Raw genomic sequence first — 26,063 nt, 5'->3', positions numbered from 1 at the left:
TAATCTATCAATAAAATGATTAGAAAAATATCGTTAATCTACCTCTTTTCTTTAACGTCATTTATCGCTCAAGCCTCTGATTACACTAGCCTCATAGAAGGTAAGAAATATAGTGAACTTAAATCAAGCTTATACAAAGAACAACCTAATGTATTAGATAGAAAAGAAGGTTACTCTATATTGGATTACGCAATCGCAAAGAAAGACAAGAGAGCTGCAATAATAATAGCTGATTACAATAATAGCTCACTTAGCCAACGCAAGCTAAAAGCAATTGAGATAGAAATAAGTGAACTATCTAGTGAACTTAAAAATACTCAATATGCGAATAAAGAAATTCCAGCACAATTAAAAAAACTAATTGCAGAAAGAGATAAGTTAAAAATTGAAGTAAGCTCAGAGTATATATCAAAAGTTGAGGAGAAACTTGCAAAGCTTGAAGAAGAGGCGAAAAACGACAAACTTGATCCTGTAAAAACAAAGCTAGACCTGATGGAAAAACAGTACAAGGAAAGGCTCAAAGAACTAGAACTAGATCTTAACAACACTATAGCTTTAGCAAAAAGCAACAATATTCAGTCGGAAGAAAACTCTAAGCTAAAGAACAATATAAAGGAGCTAGAGAAAAGGATTAGTTCCCTTGAAGGTCAATTAATGCCTATAGAACTGAAAAACGCGACCCTAGAAAGTCGCGCTATATTTGACGAGGAAATAGACCTAAGCGTTGAATAAAAAAAAGGCTCCTACCACTATAACAATTATTGGCACCGCTAACTGTTTAGCGGTGTCTTTATTTAAAATAGAATGTAATAGTTTTTGGAAGTCTGAAAGGTGTGCTGTGCCCTGTTCTGAGCCAAACTCCTCAATATCACTTAATGCAACCTCATGAAGAACATTTAGGTAGCATTTCTTTTGAAAAATGACCTTTTTATTTTGACCTCGAACCACATTTATCAACAAACCCGACTCGTCATCATTGACCTTAGCTACCTGATAAACACCATTATTATCCTCTATAATGAGCTTACCACCAGAAAATCGCCACTGTATTAAGGCCAAATCGGAGCCTAGCGCAGTACATGAATAAGAAAGACCATTTACCCTCAAGATAAAATACAAACCAAGGTCAGCTACATACGTAACAACCTCCGTTTGATCAGTATCTGTGAAAAAATCCTCAAGGAATAGATTGTCAGACTCACTCATACTTAAATATCAACGTAATTCTGAATTTTAACGTTTATTAAGTTGCCAGTAATTTTTGACATAACACCGATTGATAAAGGCTGAGAGCCCCCTGCACCCATGCATACAATCTGCTTAAACTCTGGGTTATCGAGAGTGAGCTTAGTGACACGCACTAGGGTGCCATCATCTAACTCATTCTTCTGAAATAAAGAATTGTGCTCCTCAACCATAGATACAACTACTCTTGTCTTCTCCGTAGCACGCCTCCCTTTCCCCGATTCAGAGAAATTTAGCATACAGAAGGTCACAGGTAGCTCATCTTCAAGGACTGGTTTTCTATAAATTCTTTTACCACCTTGAAAAAATGCGGTTGTCTCATATGGTAGAAGTGTGAACTTTTTTTTAAAGGTCAACATAGAGTCTTCAGGGATGTTTCTCAAATATAGAGACGAAAGAGGTAGTGACTCCTCAACAAGTGTCTTCTCCATATTTCTTTGGTCAAGAAATCCTTTTTCAACAAGAACTGGGTCGCTAATTTTAGTAACAGAGTTAGCAACCCTAATTGCTTGGCTAGTCGAATCGATTTTCGCCTGACCCCCAAGATCTTTCTGAGCTGCTTTCTGCGCTAAACCTTTGTCCTCAATTGCTGGAGAACTAAAATCGATACCATATTTTGCGGCATAATTCTCGAAGTCCGCAGAGGTTAATTCGGTCGCCGAACTTAGCATAGTCTCAAGCTCATCACCATCAGCAAAGGAACTAAATGATACTACTGCCGCTAAAGCTGGCAGCGCTAAGCGAAATGGCAACCTTTTAAATTTATTCATGCGTTTTCTAATAAATATAAGAGTTGAGGATTTAACGGTCAAATTACCTAATCTACACGATCAATAAAGTTCACGACTTCCTTACTTCTGAATATTTTTTCAGGTACTGAAGGTAGCCTCTTTACGCGCTCTATTGCTAGTTCGATCATAGATTTATAATTTGGAGGGCATACGTTGTTAAATTCGTAGTTATCGATAAATCCGCTACTAGATAACGATAAAGTTACGCTGCAACTTACATTTTTTCTATCATACGGAAGAACCCAAGCATCATAGAGTAACTCATGTATATCATTTTCATATTTACCACGAATCAAAGCCAACTCACGCTTCTCAGCTAAAGCATTCCTTTCAGCAATCTCCCTCAAGGCTCTCTCATTATCTTGTTTTTGCTTTGCTAACCTCTCCTTGATCTCAGCCTCCCTTTTTCGTTCCTGATCAAGCTTTTTCTCTTGTTGACGCTTCTTTTCTAGTTCATTTCTTTTTTTTTTAGCTTCTTCTTCCTGAAGAATCTTGGCTTTACCGGAAAGGTCTTGAATTTTTTGACTTATTTTTTGTAGCTGCTTTTCTTTTTGTGCTAACTCTTGCTCCTTCTTCTTAAGAGCTTGCTGAGTTTTCTGAAATGCCGCTTTCTGTTTATTTAGCTCTACTTCTCTCTCTGATTGCCTACGAGAATACTGCTCTAAAGAATGTTTTAGCTCCTCTTCAGAAACAGAAACACTTTTAATTATCTCCTCCTCACTAATTGCTTTAATTTCTTCATTATTGCTGAGGTTAACTTTATGTTCTTTACCACCAAGCCCCAATACAGCAACCAACAATGCCGCAATAATCAGAACAAAGTGGATGATTGCCGACGCACTTAAATATTTTCTAAAATCCAATTTAATTCACCTATTCACCAAAAGGGGTGACAAGTCACCCCTCAGTTACCCTAGTTACTTAAGAAAGTCTTTGCTAACCTTCTTATAAGCATTTCCTTCCATCATACCGAATATATTTTTTCTCATCTCACTAGCTGTTGAGACCATGATTAATATACTGGTTCCTCCTAGGTAGAATGGTATCCCAAGGTAGGCGTTAACTATTTCCGGTATTGTACAAAGAACAACCAAGTAACAACACGCGATGAATGTTAGCGACTGAAACAATCTCGATAGATACTTTTCTGTCTCAAGCCCACCCCTTAAGCTACGTATAACTTGACCACTCATCATTAGCCCATTCGCAACCTTCTTCGGATTCAACATAGTACCTTTCAAAGCAAACCCGAAAACAAAAGTCAGGACACTAAACAGAGCAATAAACTCAGGAGTACCACCAACAAGCCTATCCTTAACTGTTACCAAAAAGTCCGGCATAAGTGATGAGAAAGCTGACGCTGTAGTGACAAACATAGATATAACGATTGCTGCAAAGATAGGTGGCATCATACCTATTGGGTTTGCTTTAAAAGTGACATATGAAGGTCTAGAGCCGCCGTATTTATCACTTTTAAGCGTTGCCACCCTTCTGCCTGCGTTTTCAAAGTATATGACCATCGCAAAACATATTAAGACAATTGAAATTAAAGCAACCACAGAAACCACCGTAGCTGATCCTTCGCTTACCATACTAGAAATCGTGAAAAAGTTTGAAGGCATCGATGACAGTATTCCGAACATTATGATCAAGCTCGTACCTGCACCAAATCCAACAAATGTCATAATGTTTGCTAACCACACAACAATGAATGTCCCCGTCAAGAGAGACAAGAATGTCGAAACATAGAAAGTAAACCCACTTACTGTAGCTAGCGGCTCACCATTGACATTTTGAGATAACAGGATCGTTGATAGCGTCATTGATTGTGTAAAAACAAGTAAAATCGTAAGCAATCTCTTAATTTGCTCAAGTTTTATTTTTCCATTTTCACTCGCGGCGAACTCCTTCACCTTATCGCTCATCAACTGAGCTACGAAGATCACTATACTCGCGGTAATGTATGGCATTATGCTCAAGGAGAAGACTGACATCCTAGATAATGAACCGCCCCCAATAATGTTCACGAGCTGCAATACTCCACTTTGGTTACTTTGAAATAGACTATCAAAAACCGCTTTGTTGATGTGTGGGATAGGGGTGTGGGAACCGATCCTAAAAAACAACAAACACACAGCCATGGTTAAGGTTGCCCTAAAAAATGTCGAATAATAAAACTTCATAGTTAGCCTATATAAAGATACAAAGTAGTAAGTAAATGACGAAAAGAAACGCAAAAAGGTACGTTTTACCGTTGTATATCAAGTGGAATTTAGGACTTTTGTCCTCATTTGACATTTCTTCAACCTCAGAATAGTTGACTGTATAAATCAGAAGAAATATCAAAAGTATAGATAACGCCCAATGGATATAATTTACCCATTGAGGTGCGGATTGAAGAAGTTCCAAAATTTACCCCAAAAAATGTATCAATATCAATAACTGAATAGAGTTTAAGAAGTAATTCGGAACATTTAAAGAGAGAGAAAGTAAAAAAAGCTGCCAAAATGGCGACCTCTTTGCTGTTTAGTGGAAAATACGATTGATTTTGTACATTTGCCAGCGCCCAATAAAGTAAAAGACAACTGAAACGCCTAAAAGTAAATAGCCAAGCTCTTTCACCCAACCACCAGAAAGATTAAGAGAAGCGCTGCTAAAGTCAGGTACGTTACCTGACAAAAAGATAAACACCATATCTAGAACACAGAAACGAATTGGGTTCTTTGTATAAAATTGAATCTAAGGAGAGAGTACTTATTCACTTCTGAAAACTTACTAGTTGCAGAGTTTAATTGAAAACCTTGTTCTGAAAGCTTATCTGATACCTTTTCTGACAACTGCTTGCGTAGTGTAAATGGACTGAACGAGTAAATTAAGGTCATAATCGGCTTGAGCCACCAATCTACCTCTGCCATAACAAGAAGAGGGTTCGCCATAAATTTCACACTGTTATTTGCTTCTTTTTTCCATATTTGCCAATTTTATAATTCATCCAAGCCAAGAGACTGAAGGAGATTTTCCGATAGACGCTTGTCGGTATGGGTAACCTCTTTGCTATCAGTAGATTTTTTACCTTTGCTCGGCAATTTCAATTTTTCAATCGATTCATCACCGTTAAGTTCAATCAATGCATTAATCGCAGAAGAGAATTTCAAAGCTTTAGACAAAGGTAGCCCCCTAAAGGCTCTATCCATCGCTTTTTTATATTCTTGATCGCCAAACAAGCTAACCAATTCAAATGCAGCTAAATCTAGCTCTGAAGAAATTGTGCCGCCATTCTCTACTGAAGACCCTGACTCTTTAGGATCTTCAACCACATTGCGTGAAACATCTTTTTTGGTAAAAGTGAATGTGTAATGAGAGCAGACTCGTTCTCTAATTTTTGAGTGTAAGGTTGAGGTTAGTTTATGGTCTAAAGCGCCAACCAGAGAAGGCTCATCAGACATCTTGTTAAAATTCAGAAGAAAGAACGTTGATTTAATGCAGCGCTCTTTGACATCGAAATAAAGATGAAACCCTACAGGCAACATGCTCAGATTGACTTGTATAATCCTAAGGATAGACTCATGGACTCTGATGACATCTCGACTAAACAGATCTTTAGAAAACTCTTTTGAGAAGACCTGCATCTTCAGTGCAAAAATTTCTTTCCCTTTTGATTTAGGGTGTTCGTTGTGCAGTGCAGCTAGAGCTTGTCTGTAGTCTATAGAAAAGTATTTATTATCAAATTTATACCCATTAAAAAAAGGCAAAGCTTTATTTGGGAAATTTGATAACTTCTTCACCTTGCTAGGCTTGGTTATCATCATAATTAGAGTTTTGTATGCGATTATTTACTCCAATATTATACACGCACTTATATGTAAATCTACTGATTTTTACCTTACATCAAGCTCCTGAAATATCCAGTTTGTTAGTGGCACTTTATAGGGCGCTCCGTATTGATTAAAAGTACTTCGATCAACAAGGAGATAACCATTCCATTGATGATGTGAGTAATTATTCTTCAAAACGACCAATTCATTACCATTTGCGCATGAATACCTATCAACTGTAGCACCATAACCCTCGTTAGTAATAGGCTCATCCTTACAAGACATAAGCTTCACGAGCTTGCTCACTGTTTGGATACCATCTAACCTCTCATTAAGAGAATAAGGCTCCGATGAAGTAAAAACAGTGTTGATATCCCATGGATAGACTTGCTCAGTGATATTAACTGAGTAAACAACTTTTAATCCCTTAGGCTCACAATCCTCACCTACATACAATCCGCCACTACTAACCACCAGCGACGATGACTTTGACGTACAAGCAGAACTGAATGCTGGAGCAACACCCGAGTCATAACCTAAAACAAGCTGCTGTCTAGGCTGAACATGTTTATAGTAAGGTGCTTTTATCATTTGCATGAGACGCGAATGCTTTTTAGTATCGGCTGAACTGAAATCATCCATTTCGATTCCAAAAAACATTAATCTCCTAAGGTTATTCGCGGGCTGCTGAGTTAACCCAGAAATATTTAGGAGAGCATAAGGTGTCTGATTTTTGCCATGCCATAACTCAACATAATCCGCAGTTGATAAACTAGAAAATACACCTTTGGGTTTTCTACTGTAGAAAGTTAAGTTGAACTTTTTCTCACCAACTTGCAGTTCCCTTGCTATTACTGACGCTGATGCAACATCTTTCTCTATTGCTTGCCTATCGATTGCCGCACTCGCCATAGGAAATGAAGCTAGCAAAGCAGCAGATAACGCAATTTTAGTTTCGAACTTTTTTGTCATTTTTCACAATTTGTTTTAGTTAGGTTGCTAACCTATACTTTTGATACTTCCAATACGTATCGCGATTGCAATACGTCTAATAATTATACTAATTGTTGTTTTTTATCTAAGGTAAATTCAAGTGAAGCGTCTAACCAAACTCTTTAAGACCATGCAAGGTGAATCTCAATTCACCAGAGATCAATACAATAAAATCATATGGCCCACACCAAAAGAGGCTTTAAACATTTTTGGATGGACGAGTGCTATGCTTGTTACGTTCGCTATATTAATCACATTTGTTTTTGATCCACTTTCTATTGAAATCGTTCGATTCCTGTCTGGATTTAAATAACATTCTCTAAAAATGGCTAGTTTGTAGTCGTGCCCAATCACGACTACAATTAAAGGAAAGTTTGAAATGAGTTTTCCGACAAAAAAACTAGCAACAACCCTCGCTGTATCCATAGCGCTATCTACTAGTGTTGCCTTCGCAGGTTCTACAAGCTCGACAGCTACGGCAGATCCCTTGGCCTGCACAGACGAAGAAATACTGGCGGTTATGGCTGAATACGAAGCAAGCTTAGGCTCAATCGATAAGTATCATGTTCCGCGTTTCGAAAAGTTCAGAGAAGTGCGTATGGCTTACAATGCTCAAGATCCTGAAACTAAGGAAAAAAATCTCTGTGATGTCCTAGCTGACCCTTCCTTCGAAATTCCTTCTATAGACTTAACCATGCTTGAAGCTGGCTGGACTTCACTAAAAGCACTTATGGCTGGTAATTCTGGGGGTGTGGACTGGAGTACTGTTATGAGCGAGGCATACCAAGCCGGAATGAATAAGGCGAAAGAATGGTGGTTACAAAACAGTTGTAAATTAGCCAAAAACTTCAGTGAATCAGTTAATGAGTCAATTGATGATGCATATGAAGACGCTCAAGACATGGCTAAAGATGAGACAGAGAATGCTGACCAAGCAAAAGACCTTGGTATAAATGATTTAGATAAACCTCTTTACCAGCAAGTCGCCGAGAAGAAGACTGAAGAGCAACTTGGTGAGTATGCAGGTTATGCTAAATGGTATGATGAGGAAGAGTGGGGCGAAGAAGGACGCCAAGACTCCATGGACAGTATAGTCGATAAAATTATAGGTGATGGTCTTGATAATACCTTGGACAATAATTTAGATGGAAAGGGTAGTGATAGATTAGGCAATATCTTAGATAAAGTAGAACCTGATTACTAATCTACAGAAAAGAAAAGGGCGGCATATTTCCGCCTTATTTTTTATTTTGGTAACCACACTTTGAGGTTCTCTGAGCAACGCATGATTGCATCTTGGACGTATCTAGGGTTCATAGATAGCGCGGTTAGATCTGCTTGCTGCAAACTACCTAAAATCAAGTTCTCTTTATACGACTCTTTTCCTTCGATCAAACGATTAAAAATCCCTTCAGTAATGAAGACCATTTCATCATCGAGACCGAAGTAACCGCATCCTGCGACCAACGAGGCTGTTTTTGAGTATTTCTGAAGTGCAACCATCTCCGATGCATTCTGAATTGTATAGGCACTTGAGTAAGCCAATGCTTTAAGCGCGTCTTTGCGAAGGTCTGACATTTGTGCTTGCCCTTCAATAAAGCTAAGAGCTTCACTTAACCCCTTCGTCTGATGAACCTTAACACCAGCAAAAGCCACCAGCTCCCCATCAAAGTCCAGCTTTTGAACACCGACAGTAGATACACGCTGATCTTTAGGTATGTATTGCATCTCTTCAACGGTAACATCAACCGCTAAGGCCGACATAGAAGAGAAAGCCACCAGCCCAGCTATTAGTAATTTTTTCATATTCATAATTTTATAATTCACCTTCGAGTGATGGACGCTTAGATACGGCGAACGCACCCGAGTTTCTTTTAGCAGACACAAGGGAAGGCACGATAGTCAATGAGCTAAACATACCAACACCAACGCCAGCTAACATAGTCAAAGAGAAAGCATGCATAGACTCACCACCGAACAGGAATAGTGAAGCTATAACAATCAAAGTCGATACCGCAGTATTCACATTTCGTTTTAACGTCATTTCCATAGCAGTTTGAACAGGGTCTTTCTCATCTTCTCTTATTAGCTCCCTCACTCTATCTAGGGTAACCACTGAGTCATTTATTGAGTAACCAATAATAGCCAGTAGTGCACCTACAACAATAGAAGACATCTCAATCCCGAATATACTCAATGTGAAAACAGTAAAGGCGATATCGTGTACAAGGGCGATGAGGGTAGCGATAGCCATTGTGCTGTTGTATCTAATAGAAAGGTAAATCATAACGCCTAGGAAAGCGAAACCTATTCCGTACAACGAAGCTTGAACTAACTCTTGCCCTAGAGAAGCACCAATAGTGTCCCTAGATAGCTTGTGCTCTTCCAAGTAGGAGAGTTCCGCCTCATTCAGATTTGCCTCTTCCAGCATTTGCACTGTAGCCCCATTTGAAGACCCCGATATATTAAGCTCAGAGTTATCACCCAACATGTCTTTAACTTCATCCACAGATGCATTTAGGGTGTATACGACACCACCAGTAAACTCTATGTTGTAGTTAAGAGTACTTGCGCCCGTCGCGAAGAGCAGCGCTATAACAAAAGCAAAGCCCAGCATAAACTTAGCAATGCTATTTCGAACATTCTCAATTAGAACAAAATTCATAAGTAACCTATTCGTCTCTCATGAACCCACAGAAGTCTCACCCTATGGATTCATATTTTAAAAAAAGAATTGTAGAAGTCTATCGCCAATGCAGGCCACATAGGATGGAGACAATCAAACCAAGAAATGATTTTCTCTTTCTAGAGTCAGTAGCATGAAGCTCTTCTTTAACAGAAATCATTACTGCACCTCTTTCTTGCAAGCGATCTCGCGACATTTCTTTTGAACCAACAGCGTTAAGGCAAGTAGACCTGACCCAATTAGAAAAAGTGATTGGCCTGCCTCTTGGCTAAAGATTCGCTCTTCTACCATCCATACATGCTGAAGGTTTGAGATCACAGCCAATCCAAGCGAAATAGCCATAAGCGCAAAGAGAGGCCAGTAGATAATTTTATAGAACATAAGGGATACCTTAGTGAAAATTAGAATACAGTTTAGTCATTACTGAGCAGGTTTAATGTCGTTATGCACTAATGGCTTTTCTTTCATCCATGAAGTGCTGAAGTACATATTGATGAAGTACGAACTTATGACGGTACACACAACACCTAGAGCAAGAGTAATCGCAAACCCTTTTAAAGAAACTGATGACACGTTGTACAAGATGATAGCTACTAATAGGGTGGTAGCATTTGCATCGAGAATTGGTAACGCTGAACTTTTAAAAGAATCTAGGAGAGGGGTTTTAGTCTTACCCAGTAGCTCTTTCTCTCTTTCGATTACTATGATGTTCGCATCTACAGCCATACCCATAGTCAAGATAATACCTGCTAAACCAGCCATCGTTAGTGAGGCACCCATAACAGATAGTGCTATTACAATAAGTGATGCATTCACTATGAGTGTAAAAATTGCAAAAAGCCCACGAGCGCGATATAGGTAGATTACATACAGAGATAGAGCCAATAAGCCGATAGCGAACGAAGTAAATCCCTGCGTTGCATTCTCTACCCCTAGTCTAGAGTCAATAGTAGACTCAGAAACAATGAACATAGGAACAGTTAAGGCACCTGACTTTAATACAAGAGCAAGATTCTCTGACTCCTCTAGAGACCCAAGACCAGTAATAATGAAACTACTAGAGAACTGCCCATTAACGCTTGCAACAGAAACTACTTTCTCGGAAACACTTCTAATAGGCTCCCCACCTTCATCAGGAATCACATAGTCTGAATCCGTAAGGGTGGTTACAATAGGCTTACCTATATTATCTCTAGTGAAGTTACCCATCTTCGAGCCGCCATCAGAGTTTAAGCCAATTGACACAACTGGGAATCCAGTGCTTGGATCTAAAGTGGCTATAGCTTTGGTGATTGAGTCTCCAGATACTATCGGTGTGTTACTTCTTACTACAGGTTGGCCTTTAAAGCTCAACATTACACCTTTCTCTGGATTCACCGCTCGGTAGAACCCTATTTCAGCAGAAGATGCCAAAATAGATTTAATGCGATCTATTTCATTCCCCTTAGAGATCTCAACAACTATCTTGTCTGCACCTTGGCGATAAACGCTAATATCAGCTACCCCAAGAGCGTTTAGACGAGTTCTTAGCGTGCCGATGTTTTCTACCACTGCCTCTCCTGTTTTTGCCACCACATGACCGCCAAGGCCATTGATAACGACACAAGTGGGAGTTCTAGTTAGCTTTAGAGTAGGGAACTTACTCAGTAACTCATCTGTAACAGAGGGATGAAGGTCGCTTCCTTCGAATACTAGAGAGTCTGTCACACTAGCTTCTTTGTTGAGCTGGTGGCTTTTACTAAATAGCTCCTCAAGAGCCTTTACTTCTTTCTCTTCTACAGCCTTGCTATCAAGTTGAAGAACTATCTGACCGCCCCCAACTAAATCAATGCCGAATGATATTTTTGGAAGACCGAAGTCGATTTTTGGATGAAATACTGAGATTGCTAACAGTATCGGGATGAGAATGACGATGAAAGACGCCATCTTATGAGTAAGCTTATTACCCATGGTAAAACCTCGTGTGATGTATTTTGTGAGGTTAGTTTAATAACTAAAATTTGATATTGTAAGTCATTATATTGCTACTGTTGAGCTGGTGGATTTTACTCGGCTCAATCAACTAATCCAACAAAAAAGGTTGATCCTACGCCTAGAACCTGCACTTAAGCAGCCTTGTCCATTAAAACTGAATATAATTACTCTCGTTATAGCTAAAAAAGACTGAAAAAAACCTCTAGATGAGAGATTGATTCATAAAAATTATTTAAGGAGGGGAAGTAGCCGTTTTTATAAAGAAACTCCCTTCAATATGGAATTAAAGCGCAATGAAGATCATTGCGCTTTTTTTAATACATAATTACAGGTTTATTTATTAAACTCTGTTACCCATTGAGCTGGGATTATGACTACTTGAATGATTGTGGTTAGACTGATTCTGCCCATAACTATTGGATTTTTCGATAATAGCTAGAGCCTTAACTACAGTTTTGTTCTTTTGGATATTCTGCTTGGCTCTGTCATTTAATGACTTGTAAGCAATTTTGATATCTGAAACTAACTGCTCTTTTTTACTAGCCCATTCAGCCTTACTTTCTGGGTTATTTTTTGCATCTTTAAATTTTGGGTTATGCTCTGTAAGTTGTTTGGCTAAGTCGCGAACCTGATTGAAAGCCTCATCAGACAATTTTCTCGCAAAGCCATTCCCTCTTGGCTTTGGCTCAGATAAATGATCTTGAATCTTTTTTGTCATTGATAAGTATCTACGATGAAATTCAGGTATACGTTGATCCGAAATTAAAGCTTTTAAGGTGCTTACCTTTTCAGCCTTATCTTTTTCCCATAACTTAACAGCCTCTCGACCTTTCCTTGATGCAAGACCATACTTTTTACGATGCTCACCTAGTGATTTTGCAGCATTAAAAATGTGAGAGTAGGTGGACTCCATTAAGCTCTTCTGTTGAGCTAATGCTTTAGCAACCTTAAGGGTATCATCGACAAGCTTATCACCGTCAACAGTACCTTTGACCTGATCACCGAACTCTTTAATCAACCTATGCCTTTCATTGTCTGCGCCCTGCATCTTCTTCAAGAAGTCATTCATATCATTCAACAATAAGAACTCATTGAATTCAAATGAAAGGGGGGCTAGCTCCTTTAAGGCAATATCTACAACCAAATCAGATGCAAATTCCATATCAGATTTCGACTCAAATGGAACCACGACGGGGTTACAAGGAACACCAACAAGCTTAAAGAACTTATAGAGAGAAGCAGATTTGCTATGTCCTGCAAGATCATTATCGAATGCCAAAATGAATTTTGAATCACCCGACTTTTCCATCACTCTTCTTTTGGCTTCCGCCTTATGTTCATCTGTTACGATTTCCGTGTACACAACATGCTCATGCGTGTAAACAAGCTCGCCGTCATCATTAAGAGACACGCCAGCAGCTTCCATAGTTCTTTCGATACATGTTCTGTCAAAAACCATTTGGTTATCTGACGGAACTTCAGTCATTCTGTTTTCAGAATAAACTACAGAAATCTTATTGCTCGGAACACCGGAAAACTCCATAACCTTGTTGAAAAAATTCAGAGCCGCTTTGCTAGATGGCCTACCGTCATCCACAAACTTAACAGACTCCGCGCTACCAAAAAACCTAGACAAGTTTTCTGATAACTCTGATTTATCTCTAACTTCGTAGGTCTTATCAACTAAGTAACCATCTCCATCATCTTTATCTTTTGGCAAGAGTAGGGAGAATGAGTTCTCAAACCAAGATGGAACATTTGTTGCTGACATCAAGGAGTAAGCGGAGTACATGCTCTTATCTCCCCCAGCCAACTCGATAGCAGACAAAAATGCATACATATCAATGTTTGCCTCACCAAGGACAATATACTTCTCATCTTTGGCTTTAACGATATGAGCAGTGCCACTAGTTGGCGCACTCTTAACAAACATCTTTGTCCATTTTCCGTCAGACGAAGGAACAAACCTTTGTACAATAGGCTTCATTACATCACCAAAGCCGTCAAATGCCACCATAGATACAGCCTCTCGGTGATCACCATCAATACTTGGGTAAATGATATTTTGAGACTTAGCTACATCAATCACTGACTGACTGATACCGCGCCCTCTCAGGTAAGCTTCAAATTTTTCTAATAAAGCAGTATCTGAAGTCGCAGTAGGTAAAGGAGGGAGGGCTTTAAGCACTGCTCTTCTGCCGTCATTCATCGCATGACCAATGGTCATAGTAGAATTCTTTGGATCACCAATGTAGGCGAGGACTGATTTGGAGATTTCCTTTACTGCTTTCTCTTTATTACCATTGAACGCCTTGAGGTCTAAAATCCCGTATTTGACCAATGAATCAATTAACCTAGAGCTGTTGTTTGGGCGGATCTTACCATTAGGCACTAACCATTGAATCGGTGAACGATCTCCCCATCTGTTTGCAGCAACTGATTCCGCGCAAACAGTAACCAAATTGAGACTGTCTGCTCCACGTAAAGAGTAAACCTTTTGGTCTTGTGAATCAGATTTAGCTACTTGAACATCCAAATAGTTAAGGTCATTAAGAGCTGTTAATATGAAAGCCACAGGCTGGTCAGCCAGAGACAGTCTAGCGCTACTAGTTATGTTAAGCTCGGGAACTCTAGCCTTAAGCTCTTCATCAAAGCCTGAAACATACATATCCATAATGTCGCGAACAAAAGGGTTTCTCTTAAAGAAGCCACCCTCAGTAACGCTTGCCCCCACAGCCTCAGATATACTTTCTATCAATACCTTTTCTTGCTCTGCTTCAGAGTCCGAATTTGGTAACGTACCTTTGGCAAATGTCCAGCTATCATTCCTACTAGGCTGAGAAACAGACACCAATCTACGCCCACCTGAAATCTTCTTCAACTCAACATTTATAACTACCTCAAATGGATCAGTAGCACCCTTTCTTCCCTCTGGAGTAGGCTGAACAAATGAGTAATTAACAACGCCGTCTTTTTCTGATCGTGACGCCGTAACTCTATTGCTTATGGTGTTGTTTAAGTTTGTTGATGAAGAAGCCTCAGATAGTGCCCCAAGATCGACCATAGCTCGTTTTGAAGCGCTCTTCCTTCTGCTCGCACCACCAGAAATGTTAGGTTCTAGTGCGAGTTCCCTTTGGTTAGAGGCTAAAAAAGGAACTTTGGCATTCATGGCCTTCCGATAAATGGACTGCTTCAACGAATGGTCTAGTTCTGCACATGAAATAAAAGAAGCATCAGGGTCGGCGACGAGAGACTCAGACATAGCCACATAATCAAATTCTGTGTCATTGTTTTTGAAGTACGAAGATAGTTTATCTGTGCAGAAACGGGCTATTTCACCCTCCATTACACCTATATTAGATGGGTCTGACGAATCTACTTCAACCCTGATAATCTGGTTAAGGTTCACGAAAGCGCTGTGCTCAACCTTACCTGTAGGTCTACTTTTAGAAAAACGAGAAACAATAAGCTCCATCTTGCCAGCAAGTATGTTTGGCTTACCAATAATCTCAACGCCGACTCCATCAACCTCGTATTGCATTCTCGCTTCACGGTTATCAGGGAGCGAAAAGCGTCTTGCGCTGAACTCATTTTCAGCATGTTCTGGGCGTTTTTCAGTAAGTTTTATATCTATCATCGTTTTTTCTAGTTTTTTATGTTCAACACGAGGCTATGAGTCATCTTGAACTTTTCTCGTGGTGTTTTACTCTTCTACTGTCACTATTATACCATAAGAAAGCCATAAAAAATGAATTTAAAGAAACAACTACTAACGGTAGCCCTGATTACAATCTGTAGCTCCAGTCAGGCTCTTCCACTAATACCTGCACCGAACGTACCAGCTAAATCTTTCAAAATGATAGATATCTCTACAGATTCAGTACTAGCCGAAAAGGACTCAGCGAAAACGACTGAAATAGCCAGCCTCACTAAAGTAATGACAGCATACGTTACGTTTAATGAACTAAAAAACGGAACACTTAACCTAGATGATGAAGTTTTGATAAGCAAAAAAGCTTGGCGCACTGATGGGTCTAAGATGTTTATTGAGGCAGGAAAGAAAGTTCGGGTAGAAGATCTTGTTAAAGGAATGATTATTGTATCTGGAAACGACGCTTCCGTAGCATTAGCTGAGCATATTGCAGGTTCAGAAGAAAGGTTTGTTGAACTGATGAACAATTACGCCAAGGAAATTGGCATGACAGACACTGTTTTTGCCAACGCGACAGGATTACCAACCAGAGCTGAACAGCACTCGACAGCTAGAGACCTTGCTACATTAGCCACCAGAGTGTTTAAAGATTTCCCAGAGTATACGCACTACTTTAAAGAAAAAGAGTATACATTTAATGGCATTACTCAGCCGAACAGAAATAAGCTACTTAATGAATCTGATTCATATAGCGGTATGAAAACAGGATACACAGTAAGATCTGGATACAGTCTAATGAGCAGCTTCAACGAGGATGGGCGTGAGATTATTACAATCGTACTCAACTCGGACTCAGTAACCGACCGATTTATGGCGGCTAAAACGTTAACAAATTATGGTTATAGAAGGTTCGCGAATGTAAAACCTATAGAGGGAGGCTTACCAATCACCAAGATTCCAGTACTTTACGGAAAAGCCGACTCAATTTATGTGTACGCCGAAAAAGATCTCTCTAGCACCATACCAATCGGCATAAACCCAATTACTGAAGATATACACTTAGTAGGGAAGCTGGAGAAGAATGGAGATAATGACCCAGTCCTATTCGCTCCTGTAGACAAAAATTACGTAGTAGGTAAGTTAACAGCTTATTACAAAGGCGAAGAACTAGGTAGTGTTAACTTAATAACCAAAGAAAAAGTAGAAGAAGCAAATCCATTTAAGAAAATTAAAGATTGGGTAAAGCTAAAAATAGGTCAGTAAGTTTGAATATACAGAATTGATTTAATAATCTGTATTCAATTAATTATACGCATAATAGTCAGGCAAAATGTTTAAAGCAGCGAAAAGTTTACTCAAAAATATAAAAATCGAAGATATCACTCTCGACTTAACGAGTGGGAATACTGTTATTTACCAACAAGGTTGTGAAAACAACCCAATTAAGGTTAATGAACCTGCAATCCTAGTGATTGACGGTGATTCTTGCTTAGCTTTCGGGAAAGAAGCTGAAAGCATCACAGGTAAATGCCCTGAAGGCGTTAGGGTGGTTTACCCTGTACAGAATGGAATTATAGCTGAGCCAAATTATTGCGAACAATTACTTAAACACTATTTCAAAATGCTAGCGGATCAGAACAAGACTCCCTTTAAGTTTTTGCAAATATATCCAGATGTTCTTGCAATAATGCCTGATGGTGCCACAGCAAGCACTCAGAAGGTTATGACTGAAACTATTGATGCTGCGGGAGCAAAGGGGATTGAGCTTATCTCATCACTTCAGGCTGCCGCCCGAGGCATTGGAGTTGGAAAAGACAACTCAGGCGCTTCAATAATCATGAATATAGCCAAAGACTACACTGAGATTGGGATTATTTCACTGAACAAGATTCACTACTCAACCACAATGCAACTTGGCTACGATCATTTTATCAAAAGTATCATTGAGTACATTCGAGTACATTCTGAGTTCACAATAGGCGTTAACAATGCCAAAAAAGCTCTAGATAAATTAGGGACAGCATACTTTTTACCTGAAGACGATGAGCATCAAGAAGAAGTGATATCTGGTCTTCTAAAAAGAACCTCAGTACCAGAGAGCCTTAAGCTAACAAAGATGCAGGTTTATACAGCGATAAGACCTTTGGTAGACAAGTTAGTTACTGGTCTTCTTGAAGTTCTAGAAAAATCAAAAGAAGACATGGCTGACGACCTTAAGGAAAATGGGGTAAATATTGTCGGACTAGGAGGAAGGATATCTAGTCTAGATATGGCAATCTCTGAAGCACTAAACATTCGAGCCTCAATAGCGAAGAACTACGAAACTTGTACTGTTGAAGGAGCTGGAAAAATTCAAGCTGCTAGAAGAAAACGATAATGGAACCAGCAAGAGTTCTAGTTAGAGAATATGACACTAAGGCCAAAATGGCGACCCTCTGCAACCAAGCACTAAAGCTTCGAGCAAGAGAGAAAAAAACAAAATTAGTGAATAACCAAAAGATGACTTCACTAATTGACGCCTTCATAAAGGAAAAAGCCTTAACGCTCAGATACTCAATATTACTTACGATTATCTTCGGGCGTGAGTTTGAAGAAATTAAGAAAAGGGTCACATCTGGCTCATATTCTCTTGAGCCTATCTCGACCGAAAACTACTGGGACAGAGGTTCTTCAAAAATAAAAAAGGTAGACGCAATATTTTTTGCATACACATTCTATTGTGAAGCCTTCCCTAAGGGTGAGCAAATAATAATCAGCCTAAACGAAATGCTCTTAAATAATAATGACATTGATGTTTTAGAAGCTATCGATCAGTTAATAAACGAGTGCTAAATGGGCGGGAGACTTATCTTGAAACGCCTTAAACCTTATTTATAATCACTATATTACCACTATATTTGTGAGATTTTTTAATGATAGTCAATCAGTTTAAGGATGAAGTTCTAAAGCTAGCCAAACAACAAGGCAGCGAAATTGCTTACCTTACCCATGCAGCCAAAGTCCTGCTTAAAGTTTTTGAAGAAACGCGCTCACTACTCGTTAATGCGAATAACCTTATTGACGTAAATGAGTATGAAAAACTGATAAATAATCAGCTAGCAAGAATACCAAAACTAGAAAATGTTTCACCAAAGCTAAGCCCTAGCGTAGATTCAATAATTAGAGGTTCTATTGTCGCAAGCGGCTCAAGTGCCAATGTAACTGAACTACACCTTTTAATAGAGTTTATCTGCAATGTTATCGACAATGAAGGTGATGATTTAGCGACACTAGCGAAAGCCTGTGAAACTCCTCTCGAACTAAGAACTGAGCTAAAAGCTATGCTTGGCGGAGAAACCATTGAGAGCCTTGAGAAAGAAAGTAGTGATAGCAAAGTTAAACGAGGCTACTCTGAGCTTGCAGCTCCATTTACTGATCCATTGATTGGAAACCAAGATCAATTAATCAGACTTAAGGATGCAGTTAATAAAAGTGGTGGCTCAATTATCGCTATAGTTGGCGAAAAGAGAATAGGCAAGACAACATTGATTGAAAGTTTAAATCACTGGATTAACAACGCGAATGAAAACATCTCAAAAACTGGAATCTATACTTTAGACACCACTGAGATTATAAACACCAGTATGAACAGAGGTGTACTAGAGCAGTGTCTATCTAGCGCTATACAAGATAGTAAGTCTGAGAGAAGCATATTGCTCATTGACAACATTCATTACCTTAATGATGCATGTAGAGATCCTGAGTTTATGCCATTTTTGGCAAGTGCGGCGGATCAAGGGGTCGTTATCATCTGTACTCTTACCCCAGACACGTACAGCATGGTTTTTGATAAACGTGGTTATCGTACCTCCGTTCTTCGAATAGACCTAAAAGAACCTAACAAAGACGTTAGGCAGAAAATCTTACTTCACCACGCTGATAAGATTTCGAATTTAGAACATGTGATTTTTGACAACAAAGCAATAGATGCTCTCTCAGAGCTTGGCGAAGCTCACTTTAGAACAAATACGCTTCACAACAGCATCGAGGTTCTTGAACGTTCTGCAATCAAACATGATGCAGATATCGTGACTAAACAGGTGATTACCGAAGTAGTTGCATCGGTTAAAGGAGTTTCCCTAGATACGATTTCAAACGACCTTGCAAAAAAACTTAAGACACTGAGCAAAAACATAAAAGCTGAACTTTTTGGGCAAGATCACGCTGTTGATGAAATATGCGAACAAATACAACTTTCTAGTCTAGGTTTCAAAGTTAAAGACAAGCAACCTAAAGCATCATTTATGCTGCTTGGTGGAAGCGGTGTTGGTAAAACAGAAACAACAGAAATACTAGCAAGAGAGCTTGGTGTAGAAACACTTGTACTCGATATGGGGGAGTACAAGGAAAGGCACACAGTATCCAAACTACTTGGTGCGCCTCCGGGCTATATTGGTCACGACAAGGGTGATGGGATACTAGCTGAGTTCATTGCGAAGAACCCTGACGGCGTAGTCTTATTCGACGAAATAGAAAAAGCTGATCCTCAAATTTACGACTTACTACTAGCCGTATTGGATAAGGGAAGGCTTACAACCAACACTCAAAAAGAGATCGATTTAACCGGAAACATCATATTATTCACATCAAACTGCGGAGCTGATGGGATAGGGTCTAGTAAGTTCGGTCTACTTGGTAAAAAAGAAGAAAAGATAACTGTAGACAGAAGCGCTTTCGAAAAAGCCTTTAAGCCTGAGTTCAGAAATAGACTGACCAAGATTATTGATTACAAGACATTGGCTGAAGACGACTTAGTTAAAATAACACTGAAATCAGTAAATAAAATCAGTGCTAAGGCAAAAACTCAGTACGGATTGACGATTGATGTCAGCGAAGAAGTGTTAAGACACATAGCCAACGAGTATTACAAGATTGATATGGGTGCTAGACCTATTGAGAAGGGTGTTGAAACTGAGATCGGTTCACAAATCGGTACAGCTATCCTTAATAGCAAGAAAAAGTTACGAGGCATTAAGTTCTCTATGAAAGAGAATAAAGTAACTTATACAACAAGCTAAAAATGAGTTAGCGGTACATTCAATAAAGAGCAGCGAAAGCTGCTCTTTTCATTTCCTGCAAACAGTCTAAGATGAGCTTGAAACTAACTGCATACACACGAAGTGAAAAAATGAATGATTTCAGACATATTTACAACGATAAGTTGATTACAAACCTCGACCCTATCAAAGACAAAAAAGAAATACTTGCAAGAAGTGATCTTGATTGGAAATACGAGGTTAAACCGCTCTTTTACTACAATACCCCTACTGAAATTGTATTAAGTGGCAGCAAGCAGTTACTAATAAATCGAAATGGAGTAATGACTAAGGTTGCTGTCAGAGGAGAGGATTTCCACATAATCTCAATAGATGACCTGTATGACGTCTTCTTAACACTTAAAGAACCACTAAACCTATCACTGTACGCCATAGGCCACACCAGAGAGGGAAAGTTCATATACATTGTAGCAGAGATGGTTAGAAGGCATAACGTAGTTGAATCAGATCTTGGATTTCGTCATTGCATAATCATACACACAGTAAATGATGGTAACGGAAAGACGAAGATCTCACCTGTATGGCTAAAGAATGATGAAATTCAGTACCAGTTGTCTGTTATAGGGGGTGAGGATAAAAAGGGGGAACCACTTTATCTATCCACATGCTATGAGATTAGTCATCATTTCAACTTCGATAGCCTAGAAGCTGCCATGGAGGTCAAAAAAATTATCGTAGAACGAAATGATGACTTCGAAGTCAGAATCTCTAAATTGAATGAGATAGATATTAGTAAAAAGCACATCAAAGAATTTCATCACCGGATATACAGAAGGTTCGAAATAGGCAATGAGAAAACAAAGGTAGCTTACTCAAATATCACCGATAAGCTAGCATTGCACTATGAAAACTTCAATAAAAAACTACCAAATGAATATAAAGACTCGCTATTTTCCCTGTACCTATCGTTCATAGCTTTCATTGATACTGAAAAAAAAAGAAAGTTAGGTAAAAACGGTAGAATTACTAGCATCAACTTCACTCATGACAACGTAACAAAACGAGTTGCGTTTGAAGAAATATTTAAGGTTGGTGGTATCGTATTGAATGAAAAGAGCCATGAAGTTGATGACAAAAAAACCACAAGCTATTATTGATTTGTAAAAGGAAAACTAAGCAGAAGTATGAATCTAAACTCAAAAGAATTCATGGAACACAAGTCAAACTCTTTCACAGAGCTTCCTGACGGCACCACGGATAGAGGAAAACACAGTAATTGGCAACCAATTCATAATCCAGAGCTTAACTATTTTACTCAAAGTTTTAATGAGTACCTATCGCCTTATCGCGAGTATTTGCCGATTTTAGCAGCAGTTTACGGTTATAGTGATGGCGAATTCAGCATTTACTACCACGCCATGATAGATGAGGTTTGCATTAACCTAAATGGTAGGTGGTGCACTTCGTAAATCAATTGTTAACCATGGCTACCGAGAGTGACTTAATAGGTAGGCAAGATTTTCTTAAAGGAAGACTTAATAAAAAAGGCACTGAATCAGCGCCTTTTTAAACTCTAAGACAAAAAAACTTATGCTTCAGCCTTAGCTACCTTCATGGCCTCTTTGATTGCACTGTTTTGAGATGATTTTTTATCCCATTTGTTCGACACATTAAGGCTTACTAAACCGTTTGCAAGAACATTAATTACAGTGCCATCGACTTTTTGACCGATTTCGTAAACTTCATCTGACTTATAAGCGCGACTAGGAACAGCATTTCTACCTAAAATCACACCCACCTGTTCACGATTACCTACTAGGCACTTAACCTGAACGTCACCGTTTTTGGCTATAGCGCTTACTACACCCGAAATCTTAGAGCCACGCTTGATCGAGTTAAAAGGATTCTCCTCAGTTTGCTTAATTGAAGCAACAACTCGTCGATCTTCAATATCAATAGAAGTAAGTACTGCCTTAACTGTATCCCCAACATTAATATCAAGGATTGCATCGCGGGAGTTTACCCAGCTAATTTCGCGAGTAGGCACGATTGCATCTACATCTTCATGAACATTGATGAAAATCATCTTATCACCAATAGACTTAACTGATGCGTCAATAATGTCTCCCTCTTTGAACTTTTTACTAATAAAATTCCAAGGGTTCTCAATGCAGTCCTTACGAGAAACCAAAACATCTTCGAAGCCAAATGTGTCGTCAAAACCTACGACTTTAACCTCAATTTCAGATCCACGACGGAACTCAGCGTTAATAGAGCTAGTGGTCATACGAGTCCAGCTTACATCATGTGCTTTAACCACACCTGATACGCCACCTACAGACACTCGAATGTCACCATTTCCTTCGACTTTTACAACTTTGGCGGTGCGAGTTGAACCAACCTCAAGAGCTTTTTTAGCCTCTTCCCAAGCAGACATATCTAAGTGCTTAACTGAAAGGAAGTAACGATTTGTATCACTATCTTTGTGTTTTACGATTACCTGAAGGCGATCTCCAATAGCAAAGTCTTCTGGCTTAGCATCATTGATATCCCAACTTAAGTCAGATGCATGAAGGAGAGGACTTACACCACCAATATCGATGAATGCACCGTATCGCTTAATGTTGATCACTTTACCTTCAACTGTATCACCTACATTCAGTTCACGATCTAATGCAGGGACAATACCACCACGCTCATCCAAAATTGCAGCCTTACGAGAAACCACAAGGTTGTCATGCGTAGAATCGTGAGAAAGAACCTTTACTCTAACCATTTGGTTTATGAATTGTTCGGGATCCTGAACGGGAACAACATCTACAAGTTTTCTTGGAATGAAACCAGTTAGATAACCAACCTGAACGTTAAGACCAGCGTTAGCTAAACTAACAACTTTGGCATCAACTATTTCATTGTTAGCAACCATATCTGGGATATGCTCAGACTGCTCACGAAGCATTACTTCGCGGTGCGTAATCTTAAGTTGACCATCACCGTCATCAAGAGCCTCGACAACGACTTTAATCTTGTCACCAACTGCTGGTGGCTCAACAAACTCGTCTCTAGCGATGTGACCTTCAGTGTGTAGGCCAACATCTACGATTATTTTATGTCGGTCAACGAAAATAACTTCAGCCTCAATAATCTCGTTAGGCTTGTGCTGAAAGTTAACCATTGACTCACTTAGTAATTGTTCAAAATTATCCATTAGCGTCCTCAAAGGAAATATATTCTGTTAAAAATCTGAAATGAGGTTAGTAACTTTAAAATATAGATGTCAAATAGATTTGATACTTTGTTTGTAAATGGGGACAATTTAATAAAAATGAATCGAATATTATTTGTAAGCCTAATAACGGCAAGCATTAACGCACCATTGATGGCTAATAATGAATCAATAAAAATACCTGCGACAGGCGTAATAGCACATTCAGTTCTGTCAAAAGCAGAATTAGCAAAGGTTAAAAACTTCGAGATGAAAAAAGCAATTGAGATTGCGAAAGAAAAAGGAGAACTTTCATTAACTGAGTACAAAACATCAATTATAAACTCAACCGCCAAGGCTTACTTGCTTCAATTGCCTGAGTCTTCAGCCGCCACAAGAAAGAAGCTGGAGGACTTAACCTCCCAAGCATTCATACTTTCAGAAGGCTATTTGTGGGCTGAAGATATCTTGGAGAAGGCAGGGAAAAGCAAATATAAACAAAAGCTTAATAGTGAAATGGAAGTTCTTAAAGCGAGGCTTATTCAATCCAGATCAATCAGAACCGATGTTGAAGGAGTGATCAGCACACTCCAAATTGAACTATCAAAAACCCAAAGCCTAGAAAAAAAAAGGCAAACTGAAGAGGCGAAAAAGTTACTTGCGGCTAAAGATGATGAACTTAGAGAAATAATGAAAAAAAAACTCCTTCTCGGGGGCTTTGAATATAATGTTTATTACATTACAGCACATAGCGAACCACAAAACGATGAGTCAGAGCTATTAAGAAAAGTATTTAAATCAATATCAGATTTAAATGATATTAAGGTTGAAATTACTGGTAGAGCAGACCCAAGAGGTAATCGTGAATATAACAACAATCTAGCCAGAGAAAGAGCCAATGTTATTAGGAAAATAGCGAAGGAGTCAGGATTAAAAGAAGAGAAAATGTCTGTTAGTAGTTATGTTAGTGATGTAAAAATTAAAAAAAATAGAGAGTTACACTTCTTTGATAGAAACACAACTATTCTAATTAGAAAATTAAAATAATTTAAAAACGAAAGAAAGGGAGCATAAAGCTCCCTTACTGACCTAGTTTATCTATTTATTTTCTAGCCCATCAGGGAAACTAGGAAAACCTTGGTTATCGCAACACAAATGGGGTTTGGAGGCGAAACCTAACTTGGTGAAGCAATTCCCCACGAATTGCAAACTCACCTTCGACGCTATATCTAGGTGGACGAAATCCCGTTAGCTGGGAAAAATCCCCTGTCGATTCTCTTTCCAAAAAGTCTTCACTCTTGACATGCACCTGAGCCTAAATGCACGTTTAACGTCGCGAGAAATCGACGGCTCCCGAAAGAGACAAATTAAGTATACACGCGAACAGTCTCAAATCAAGAAAAATCACCGAATAACAACAAAATAACACAGACTTAGCTCCATGAACTTAGATTGCTTATAAATCTGAAGTAATATAATGACAAAATGGAGAAAAACATGACAAATTCAAAAATCAAAGAAGCATTTGAGAAGTTAAATCCACCTCAACAAACCTCAGTCCGAGAAGACAACCCTAGACTACTTATCCTTGCTGGGGCTGGTAAAACGTCTACACTTGTTTTCAGAGTTACTAGACACCTTATAAAAGATAAGTTTCTACCACATCAAATTGTTGGACTTACTTTTACAAACAAAGCAGGCAAAGAAGTGACTTCTCACCGCCTTATCAGGCGATGTTTCTTATTTCGTTAGCCGTTGCTCGATAGTATCGAGACTTATACAGCTTCCATAAGCAGAGACGACTGTCCAGCCGCTTTTAATTCTAGAATACCTTTATCATGGAAATTAAGAGCGGCATTTAGCAATTTCGCCGTAAACCCTCGCCCGATGAGGGCGGGGATATAAGGCGTGAGACGCGATAGCGTCTTACTCTGGAGTCGATTGACTCTCTACATAGGCTTTTAATGTTTCAATTGTCGCACCGCCAGCAGTGCAAGCAAAGTATGAGCGAGACCATAGGGCTGAGCTTTTGCTCTGCCTTGTAAGGTGCGTGTTTTGTATTTGTAACATACGAGATGAGACGGCTTTCAAGTTGTTAACCATTACACTAATTGAAAGTTTTGGAGGATATGATATCAGTAAATGGACGTGATCTTGCTCTCCATCCATTTCTATCAATTCACACTCCAGTTTTACACACGATGATTCAAAAGCCTCCCTTAACTGCTCGATCATAACTCCAGTAAACAACTTACGCCTGTATTTCGTTGTAAACACCAGATGAACAACTAGCTTGCTTACGCTGTGCCTTTTTCTGAGGTAATCTTGAAGCAACTCTTTGTTGTGCTCACTCACTTTACAAATCCCCGATAAGTCAATAATATAAATGTATTATACAGGTGAGCACTGAAATGTTAAGAGCAACAAAAATACGAATTTATCCAACACAAGAACAAGCTGAGTTTGTAATTGCTCAGTTTGGTGCTGTGCGTTTTGCGTATAACAAAGCTCTACATTTAACGTCTCATATGTACCGCAAGCATGGTGTCACACTGAATCCTAAACAGGACATAAAACCATTACTTTCCGTTGCCAAGAAATCACGAAAATATCATTGGTTGAAGCAATATGATTCAATTGCTTTGCAGCAATATGATTCAATTGCT

The 26,063-nt window shown here is 39.0% G+C and carries 26 protein-coding genes; 11 read left to right on the top strand and 15 right to left on the bottom strand.

Annotated elements, in window-relative coordinates:
* The first annotated feature begins 15 nt into the window (after positions 1 to 15).
* Positions 16 to 732, top strand: coding sequence for an HlyD family secretion protein (locus tag KO511_RS04485; RefSeq protein WP_215986276.1), 717 nt, complete (start codon positions 16 to 18; stop codon positions 730 to 732).
* On the opposite strand, the gene KO511_RS04480 is transcribed toward KO511_RS04485, so the two are convergent.
* The 8 genes from KO511_RS04480 to KO511_RS04445 form a co-directional block, all read right to left on the bottom strand.
* Positions 718 to 1,206, bottom strand: a complete 489-nt coding sequence (locus KO511_RS04480) for a hypothetical protein (protein WP_215986275.1) — start codon at positions 1,204 to 1,206, stop codon at positions 718 to 720. The genes KO511_RS04485 and KO511_RS04480 overlap by 15 nt on opposite strands.
* Positions 1,207 to 1,208: 2 nt before the next feature.
* Positions 1,209 to 2,015, bottom strand: coding sequence for a hypothetical protein (locus KO511_RS04475; protein WP_215986274.1), 807 nt, complete (start codon positions 2,013 to 2,015; stop codon positions 1,209 to 1,211).
* Positions 2,016 to 2,062: 47 nt separating this feature from the next.
* Complete coding sequence (locus KO511_RS04470; RefSeq protein ID WP_215986273.1) at positions 2,063 to 2,899, bottom strand: hypothetical protein; 837 nt, start codon at positions 2,897 to 2,899, stop codon at positions 2,063 to 2,065.
* A 54-nt stretch (positions 2,900 to 2,953) separates the two neighbouring features.
* Positions 2,954 to 4,063 (bottom strand): preprotein translocase subunit SecY, encoded by a 1,110-nt coding sequence (locus KO511_RS04465; RefSeq protein ID WP_215986272.1) that lies wholly within the window; start codon positions 4,061 to 4,063, stop codon positions 2,954 to 2,956.
* A 499-nt stretch (positions 4,064 to 4,562) separates the two neighbouring features.
* The gene (locus tag KO511_RS04460; protein ID WP_215986271.1) at positions 4,563 to 4,715 is read right to left on the bottom strand and encodes a hypothetical protein; all 153 of its coding nucleotides are present in this window, start codon (positions 4,713 to 4,715) and stop codon (positions 4,563 to 4,565) included.
* 17 nt (positions 4,716 to 4,732) lie between these two features.
* On the bottom strand, positions 4,733 to 4,972 hold the full coding sequence (locus KO511_RS04455) for a hypothetical protein (RefSeq protein ID WP_215986270.1): 240 nt from the start codon (positions 4,970 to 4,972) through the stop codon (positions 4,733 to 4,735).
* A 45-nt stretch (positions 4,973 to 5,017) separates the two neighbouring features.
* Positions 5,018 to 5,821: a hypothetical protein gene (locus KO511_RS04450; RefSeq protein ID WP_215986269.1), complete on the bottom strand. Its 804-nt coding sequence runs from the start codon at positions 5,819 to 5,821 to the stop codon at positions 5,018 to 5,020.
* 93 nt (positions 5,822 to 5,914) lie between these two features.
* Positions 5,915 to 6,823, bottom strand: coding sequence for a hypothetical protein (locus tag KO511_RS04445; protein WP_215986268.1), 909 nt, complete (start codon positions 6,821 to 6,823; stop codon positions 5,915 to 5,917).
* A gap of 400 nt (positions 6,824 to 7,223) precedes the next feature.
* On the opposite strand from KO511_RS04445, the gene KO511_RS04440 reads away from it, so the two are divergent.
* A complete protein-coding gene (locus KO511_RS04440) occupies positions 7,224 to 8,048 on the top strand; it encodes a hypothetical protein (protein ID WP_215986267.1) in 825 nt (274 codons plus the stop codon).
* Between the two features lie 41 nt (positions 8,049 to 8,089).
* Here KO511_RS04440 and KO511_RS04435 read toward each other — a convergent pair whose 3' ends face one another.
* From KO511_RS04435 to KO511_RS04415, 5 genes are all read right to left on the bottom strand, one after another.
* Positions 8,090 to 8,656 (bottom strand): hypothetical protein, encoded by a 567-nt coding sequence (locus tag KO511_RS04435; RefSeq protein WP_215986266.1) that lies wholly within the window; start codon positions 8,654 to 8,656, stop codon positions 8,090 to 8,092.
* A gap of 4 nt (positions 8,657 to 8,660) precedes the next feature.
* Positions 8,661 to 9,509, bottom strand: a complete 849-nt coding sequence (gene secF, locus KO511_RS04430; RefSeq protein WP_215986265.1) for a protein translocase subunit SecF — start codon at positions 9,507 to 9,509, stop codon at positions 8,661 to 8,663.
* A gap of 180 nt (positions 9,510 to 9,689) precedes the next feature.
* Positions 9,690 to 9,911, bottom strand: a complete 222-nt coding sequence (locus KO511_RS04425) for a hypothetical protein (protein WP_215986264.1) — start codon at positions 9,909 to 9,911, stop codon at positions 9,690 to 9,692.
* A gap of 39 nt (positions 9,912 to 9,950) precedes the next feature.
* Positions 9,951 to 11,480 carry a protein translocase subunit SecD gene (secD, locus tag KO511_RS04420; protein ID WP_215986263.1) on the bottom strand — a complete coding sequence of 510 codons (1,530 nt, stop codon included), beginning with the start codon at positions 11,478 to 11,480 and terminating at the stop codon, positions 9,951 to 9,953.
* Positions 11,481 to 11,844: 364 nt separating this feature from the next.
* Positions 11,845 to 15,141, bottom strand: coding sequence for a hypothetical protein (locus tag KO511_RS04415; protein WP_215986262.1), 3,297 nt, complete (start codon positions 15,139 to 15,141; stop codon positions 11,845 to 11,847).
* A 111-nt stretch (positions 15,142 to 15,252) separates the two neighbouring features.
* Here KO511_RS04415 and KO511_RS04410 point away from each other — a divergent pair, with 111 nt between their 5' ends.
* From KO511_RS04410 to KO511_RS04385, 6 genes are all read left to right on the top strand, one after another.
* Positions 15,253 to 16,419: a D-alanyl-D-alanine carboxypeptidase family protein gene (locus tag KO511_RS04410; RefSeq protein ID WP_215986261.1), complete on the top strand. Its 1,167-nt coding sequence runs from the start codon at positions 15,253 to 15,255 to the stop codon at positions 16,417 to 16,419.
* A gap of 67 nt (positions 16,420 to 16,486) precedes the next feature.
* Positions 16,487 to 17,533: a rod shape-determining protein gene (locus tag KO511_RS04405; protein WP_215986260.1), complete on the top strand. Its 1,047-nt coding sequence runs from the start codon at positions 16,487 to 16,489 to the stop codon at positions 17,531 to 17,533.
* Positions 17,533 to 17,988, top strand: coding sequence for a hypothetical protein (locus tag KO511_RS04400; RefSeq protein ID WP_215986259.1), 456 nt, complete (start codon positions 17,533 to 17,535; stop codon positions 17,986 to 17,988). The genes KO511_RS04405 and KO511_RS04400 overlap by 1 nt, the downstream gene beginning before the upstream one ends.
* Before the next feature lie 80 nt (positions 17,989 to 18,068).
* Complete coding sequence (locus KO511_RS04395; RefSeq protein WP_215986258.1) at positions 18,069 to 20,213, top strand: AAA family ATPase; 2,145 nt, start codon at positions 18,069 to 18,071, stop codon at positions 20,211 to 20,213.
* A gap of 110 nt (positions 20,214 to 20,323) precedes the next feature.
* Complete coding sequence (locus KO511_RS04390; protein WP_215986257.1) at positions 20,324 to 21,349, top strand: hypothetical protein; 1,026 nt, start codon at positions 20,324 to 20,326, stop codon at positions 21,347 to 21,349.
* A gap of 27 nt (positions 21,350 to 21,376) precedes the next feature.
* Positions 21,377 to 21,661, top strand: a complete 285-nt coding sequence (locus KO511_RS04385; protein ID WP_215986256.1) for a hypothetical protein — start codon at positions 21,377 to 21,379, stop codon at positions 21,659 to 21,661.
* 119 nt (positions 21,662 to 21,780) lie between these two features.
* Here the strand turns inward: KO511_RS04385 and KO511_RS04380 are convergent, their stop codons facing one another.
* Positions 21,781 to 23,400 carry a S1 RNA-binding domain-containing protein gene (locus tag KO511_RS04380; RefSeq protein ID WP_215986255.1) on the bottom strand — a complete coding sequence of 540 codons (1,620 nt, stop codon included), beginning with the start codon at positions 23,398 to 23,400 and terminating at the stop codon, positions 21,781 to 21,783.
* Between the two features lie 66 nt (positions 23,401 to 23,466).
* Here KO511_RS04380 and KO511_RS04375 point away from each other — a divergent pair, with 66 nt between their 5' ends.
* Together KO511_RS04375 and KO511_RS04370 are read left to right on the top strand one after the other, a co-directional pair.
* A complete protein-coding gene (locus KO511_RS04375) occupies positions 23,467 to 24,444 on the top strand; it encodes an OmpA family protein (protein WP_215986254.1) in 978 nt (325 codons plus the stop codon).
* A gap of 450 nt (positions 24,445 to 24,894) precedes the next feature.
* Positions 24,895 to 25,149 carry a UvrD-helicase domain-containing protein gene (locus KO511_RS04370; RefSeq protein WP_215986253.1) on the top strand — a complete coding sequence of 85 codons (255 nt, stop codon included), beginning with the start codon at positions 24,895 to 24,897 and terminating at the stop codon, positions 25,147 to 25,149.
* A 174-nt stretch (positions 25,150 to 25,323) separates the two neighbouring features.
* Here the strand turns inward: KO511_RS04370 and tnpA are convergent, their stop codons facing one another.
* Positions 25,324 to 25,752 carry an IS200/IS605 family transposase gene (tnpA, locus tag KO511_RS04365; RefSeq protein ID WP_215986252.1) on the bottom strand — a complete coding sequence of 143 codons (429 nt, stop codon included), beginning with the start codon at positions 25,750 to 25,752 and terminating at the stop codon, positions 25,324 to 25,326.
* Positions 25,753 to 25,808: 56 nt separating this feature from the next.
* Between tnpA and KO511_RS04360 the strand changes: the two genes are divergently transcribed.
* Positions 25,809 to 26,063 (top strand): helix-turn-helix domain-containing protein (locus tag KO511_RS04360; protein ID WP_215986251.1); only part of this gene is annotated, 255 nt, incomplete at its 3' end.

Source organism: Vibrio hepatarius, from assembly GCF_018860525.1.
Taxonomy (GTDB): Bacteria; Pseudomonadota; Gammaproteobacteria; order Enterobacterales; family Vibrionaceae; genus Vibrio; species Vibrio hepatarius_B.
The sequence above is the reverse complement of the archived record's forward strand: the minus strand, read 5'-3'. Positions and strand labels throughout refer to the sequence as shown.

Coding starts and splice junctions, on each gene's coding strand:
- KO511_RS04485 (WP_215986276.1), top strand. CDS start 16: ATGATTAGAAAAATATCGTTAATCTACCTCTTTTCTTTAACGTCATTT.
- KO511_RS04480 (WP_215986275.1), bottom strand. CDS start 1,206: ATGAGTGAGTCTGACAATCTATTCCTTGAGGATTTTTTCACAGATACT.
- KO511_RS04475 (WP_215986274.1), bottom strand. CDS start 2,015: ATGAATAAATTTAAAAGGTTGCCATTTCGCTTAGCGCTGCCAGCTTTA.
- KO511_RS04455 (WP_215986270.1), bottom strand. CDS start 4,972: ATGGCGAACCCTCTTCTTGTTATGGCAGAGGTAGATTGGTGGCTCAAG.
- KO511_RS04445 (WP_215986268.1), bottom strand. CDS start 6,823: ATGACAAAAAAGTTCGAAACTAAAATTGCGTTATCTGCTGCTTTGCTA.
- KO511_RS04440 (WP_215986267.1), top strand. CDS start 7,224: ATGAGTTTTCCGACAAAAAAACTAGCAACAACCCTCGCTGTATCCATA.
- KO511_RS04435 (WP_215986266.1), bottom strand. CDS start 8,656: ATGAATATGAAAAAATTACTAATAGCTGGGCTGGTGGCTTTCTCTTCT.
- secF (WP_215986265.1), bottom strand. CDS start 9,509: ATGAATTTTGTTCTAATTGAGAATGTTCGAAATAGCATTGCTAAGTTT.
- KO511_RS04425 (WP_215986264.1), bottom strand. CDS start 9,911: ATGTTCTATAAAATTATCTACTGGCCTCTCTTTGCGCTTATGGCTATT.
- secD (WP_215986263.1), bottom strand. CDS start 11,480: ATGGGTAATAAGCTTACTCATAAGATGGCGTCTTTCATCGTCATTCTC.
- KO511_RS04415 (WP_215986262.1), bottom strand. CDS start 15,141: ATGATAGATATAAAACTTACTGAAAAACGCCCAGAACATGCTGAAAAT.
- KO511_RS04410 (WP_215986261.1), top strand. CDS start 15,253: ATGAATTTAAAGAAACAACTACTAACGGTAGCCCTGATTACAATCTGT.
- KO511_RS04405 (WP_215986260.1), top strand. CDS start 16,487: ATGTTTAAAGCAGCGAAAAGTTTACTCAAAAATATAAAAATCGAAGAT.
- KO511_RS04400 (WP_215986259.1), top strand. CDS start 17,533: ATGGAACCAGCAAGAGTTCTAGTTAGAGAATATGACACTAAGGCCAAA.
- KO511_RS04395 (WP_215986258.1), top strand. CDS start 18,069: ATGATAGTCAATCAGTTTAAGGATGAAGTTCTAAAGCTAGCCAAACAA.
- KO511_RS04390 (WP_215986257.1), top strand. CDS start 20,324: ATGAATGATTTCAGACATATTTACAACGATAAGTTGATTACAAACCTC.
- KO511_RS04385 (WP_215986256.1), top strand. CDS start 21,377: ATGAATCTAAACTCAAAAGAATTCATGGAACACAAGTCAAACTCTTTC.
- KO511_RS04380 (WP_215986255.1), bottom strand. CDS start 23,400: ATGGATAATTTTGAACAATTACTAAGTGAGTCAATGGTTAACTTTCAG.
- KO511_RS04375 (WP_215986254.1), top strand. CDS start 23,467: ATGTCAAATAGATTTGATACTTTGTTTGTAAATGGGGACAATTTAATA.
- KO511_RS04370 (WP_215986253.1), top strand. CDS start 24,895: ATGACAAATTCAAAAATCAAAGAAGCATTTGAGAAGTTAAATCCACCT.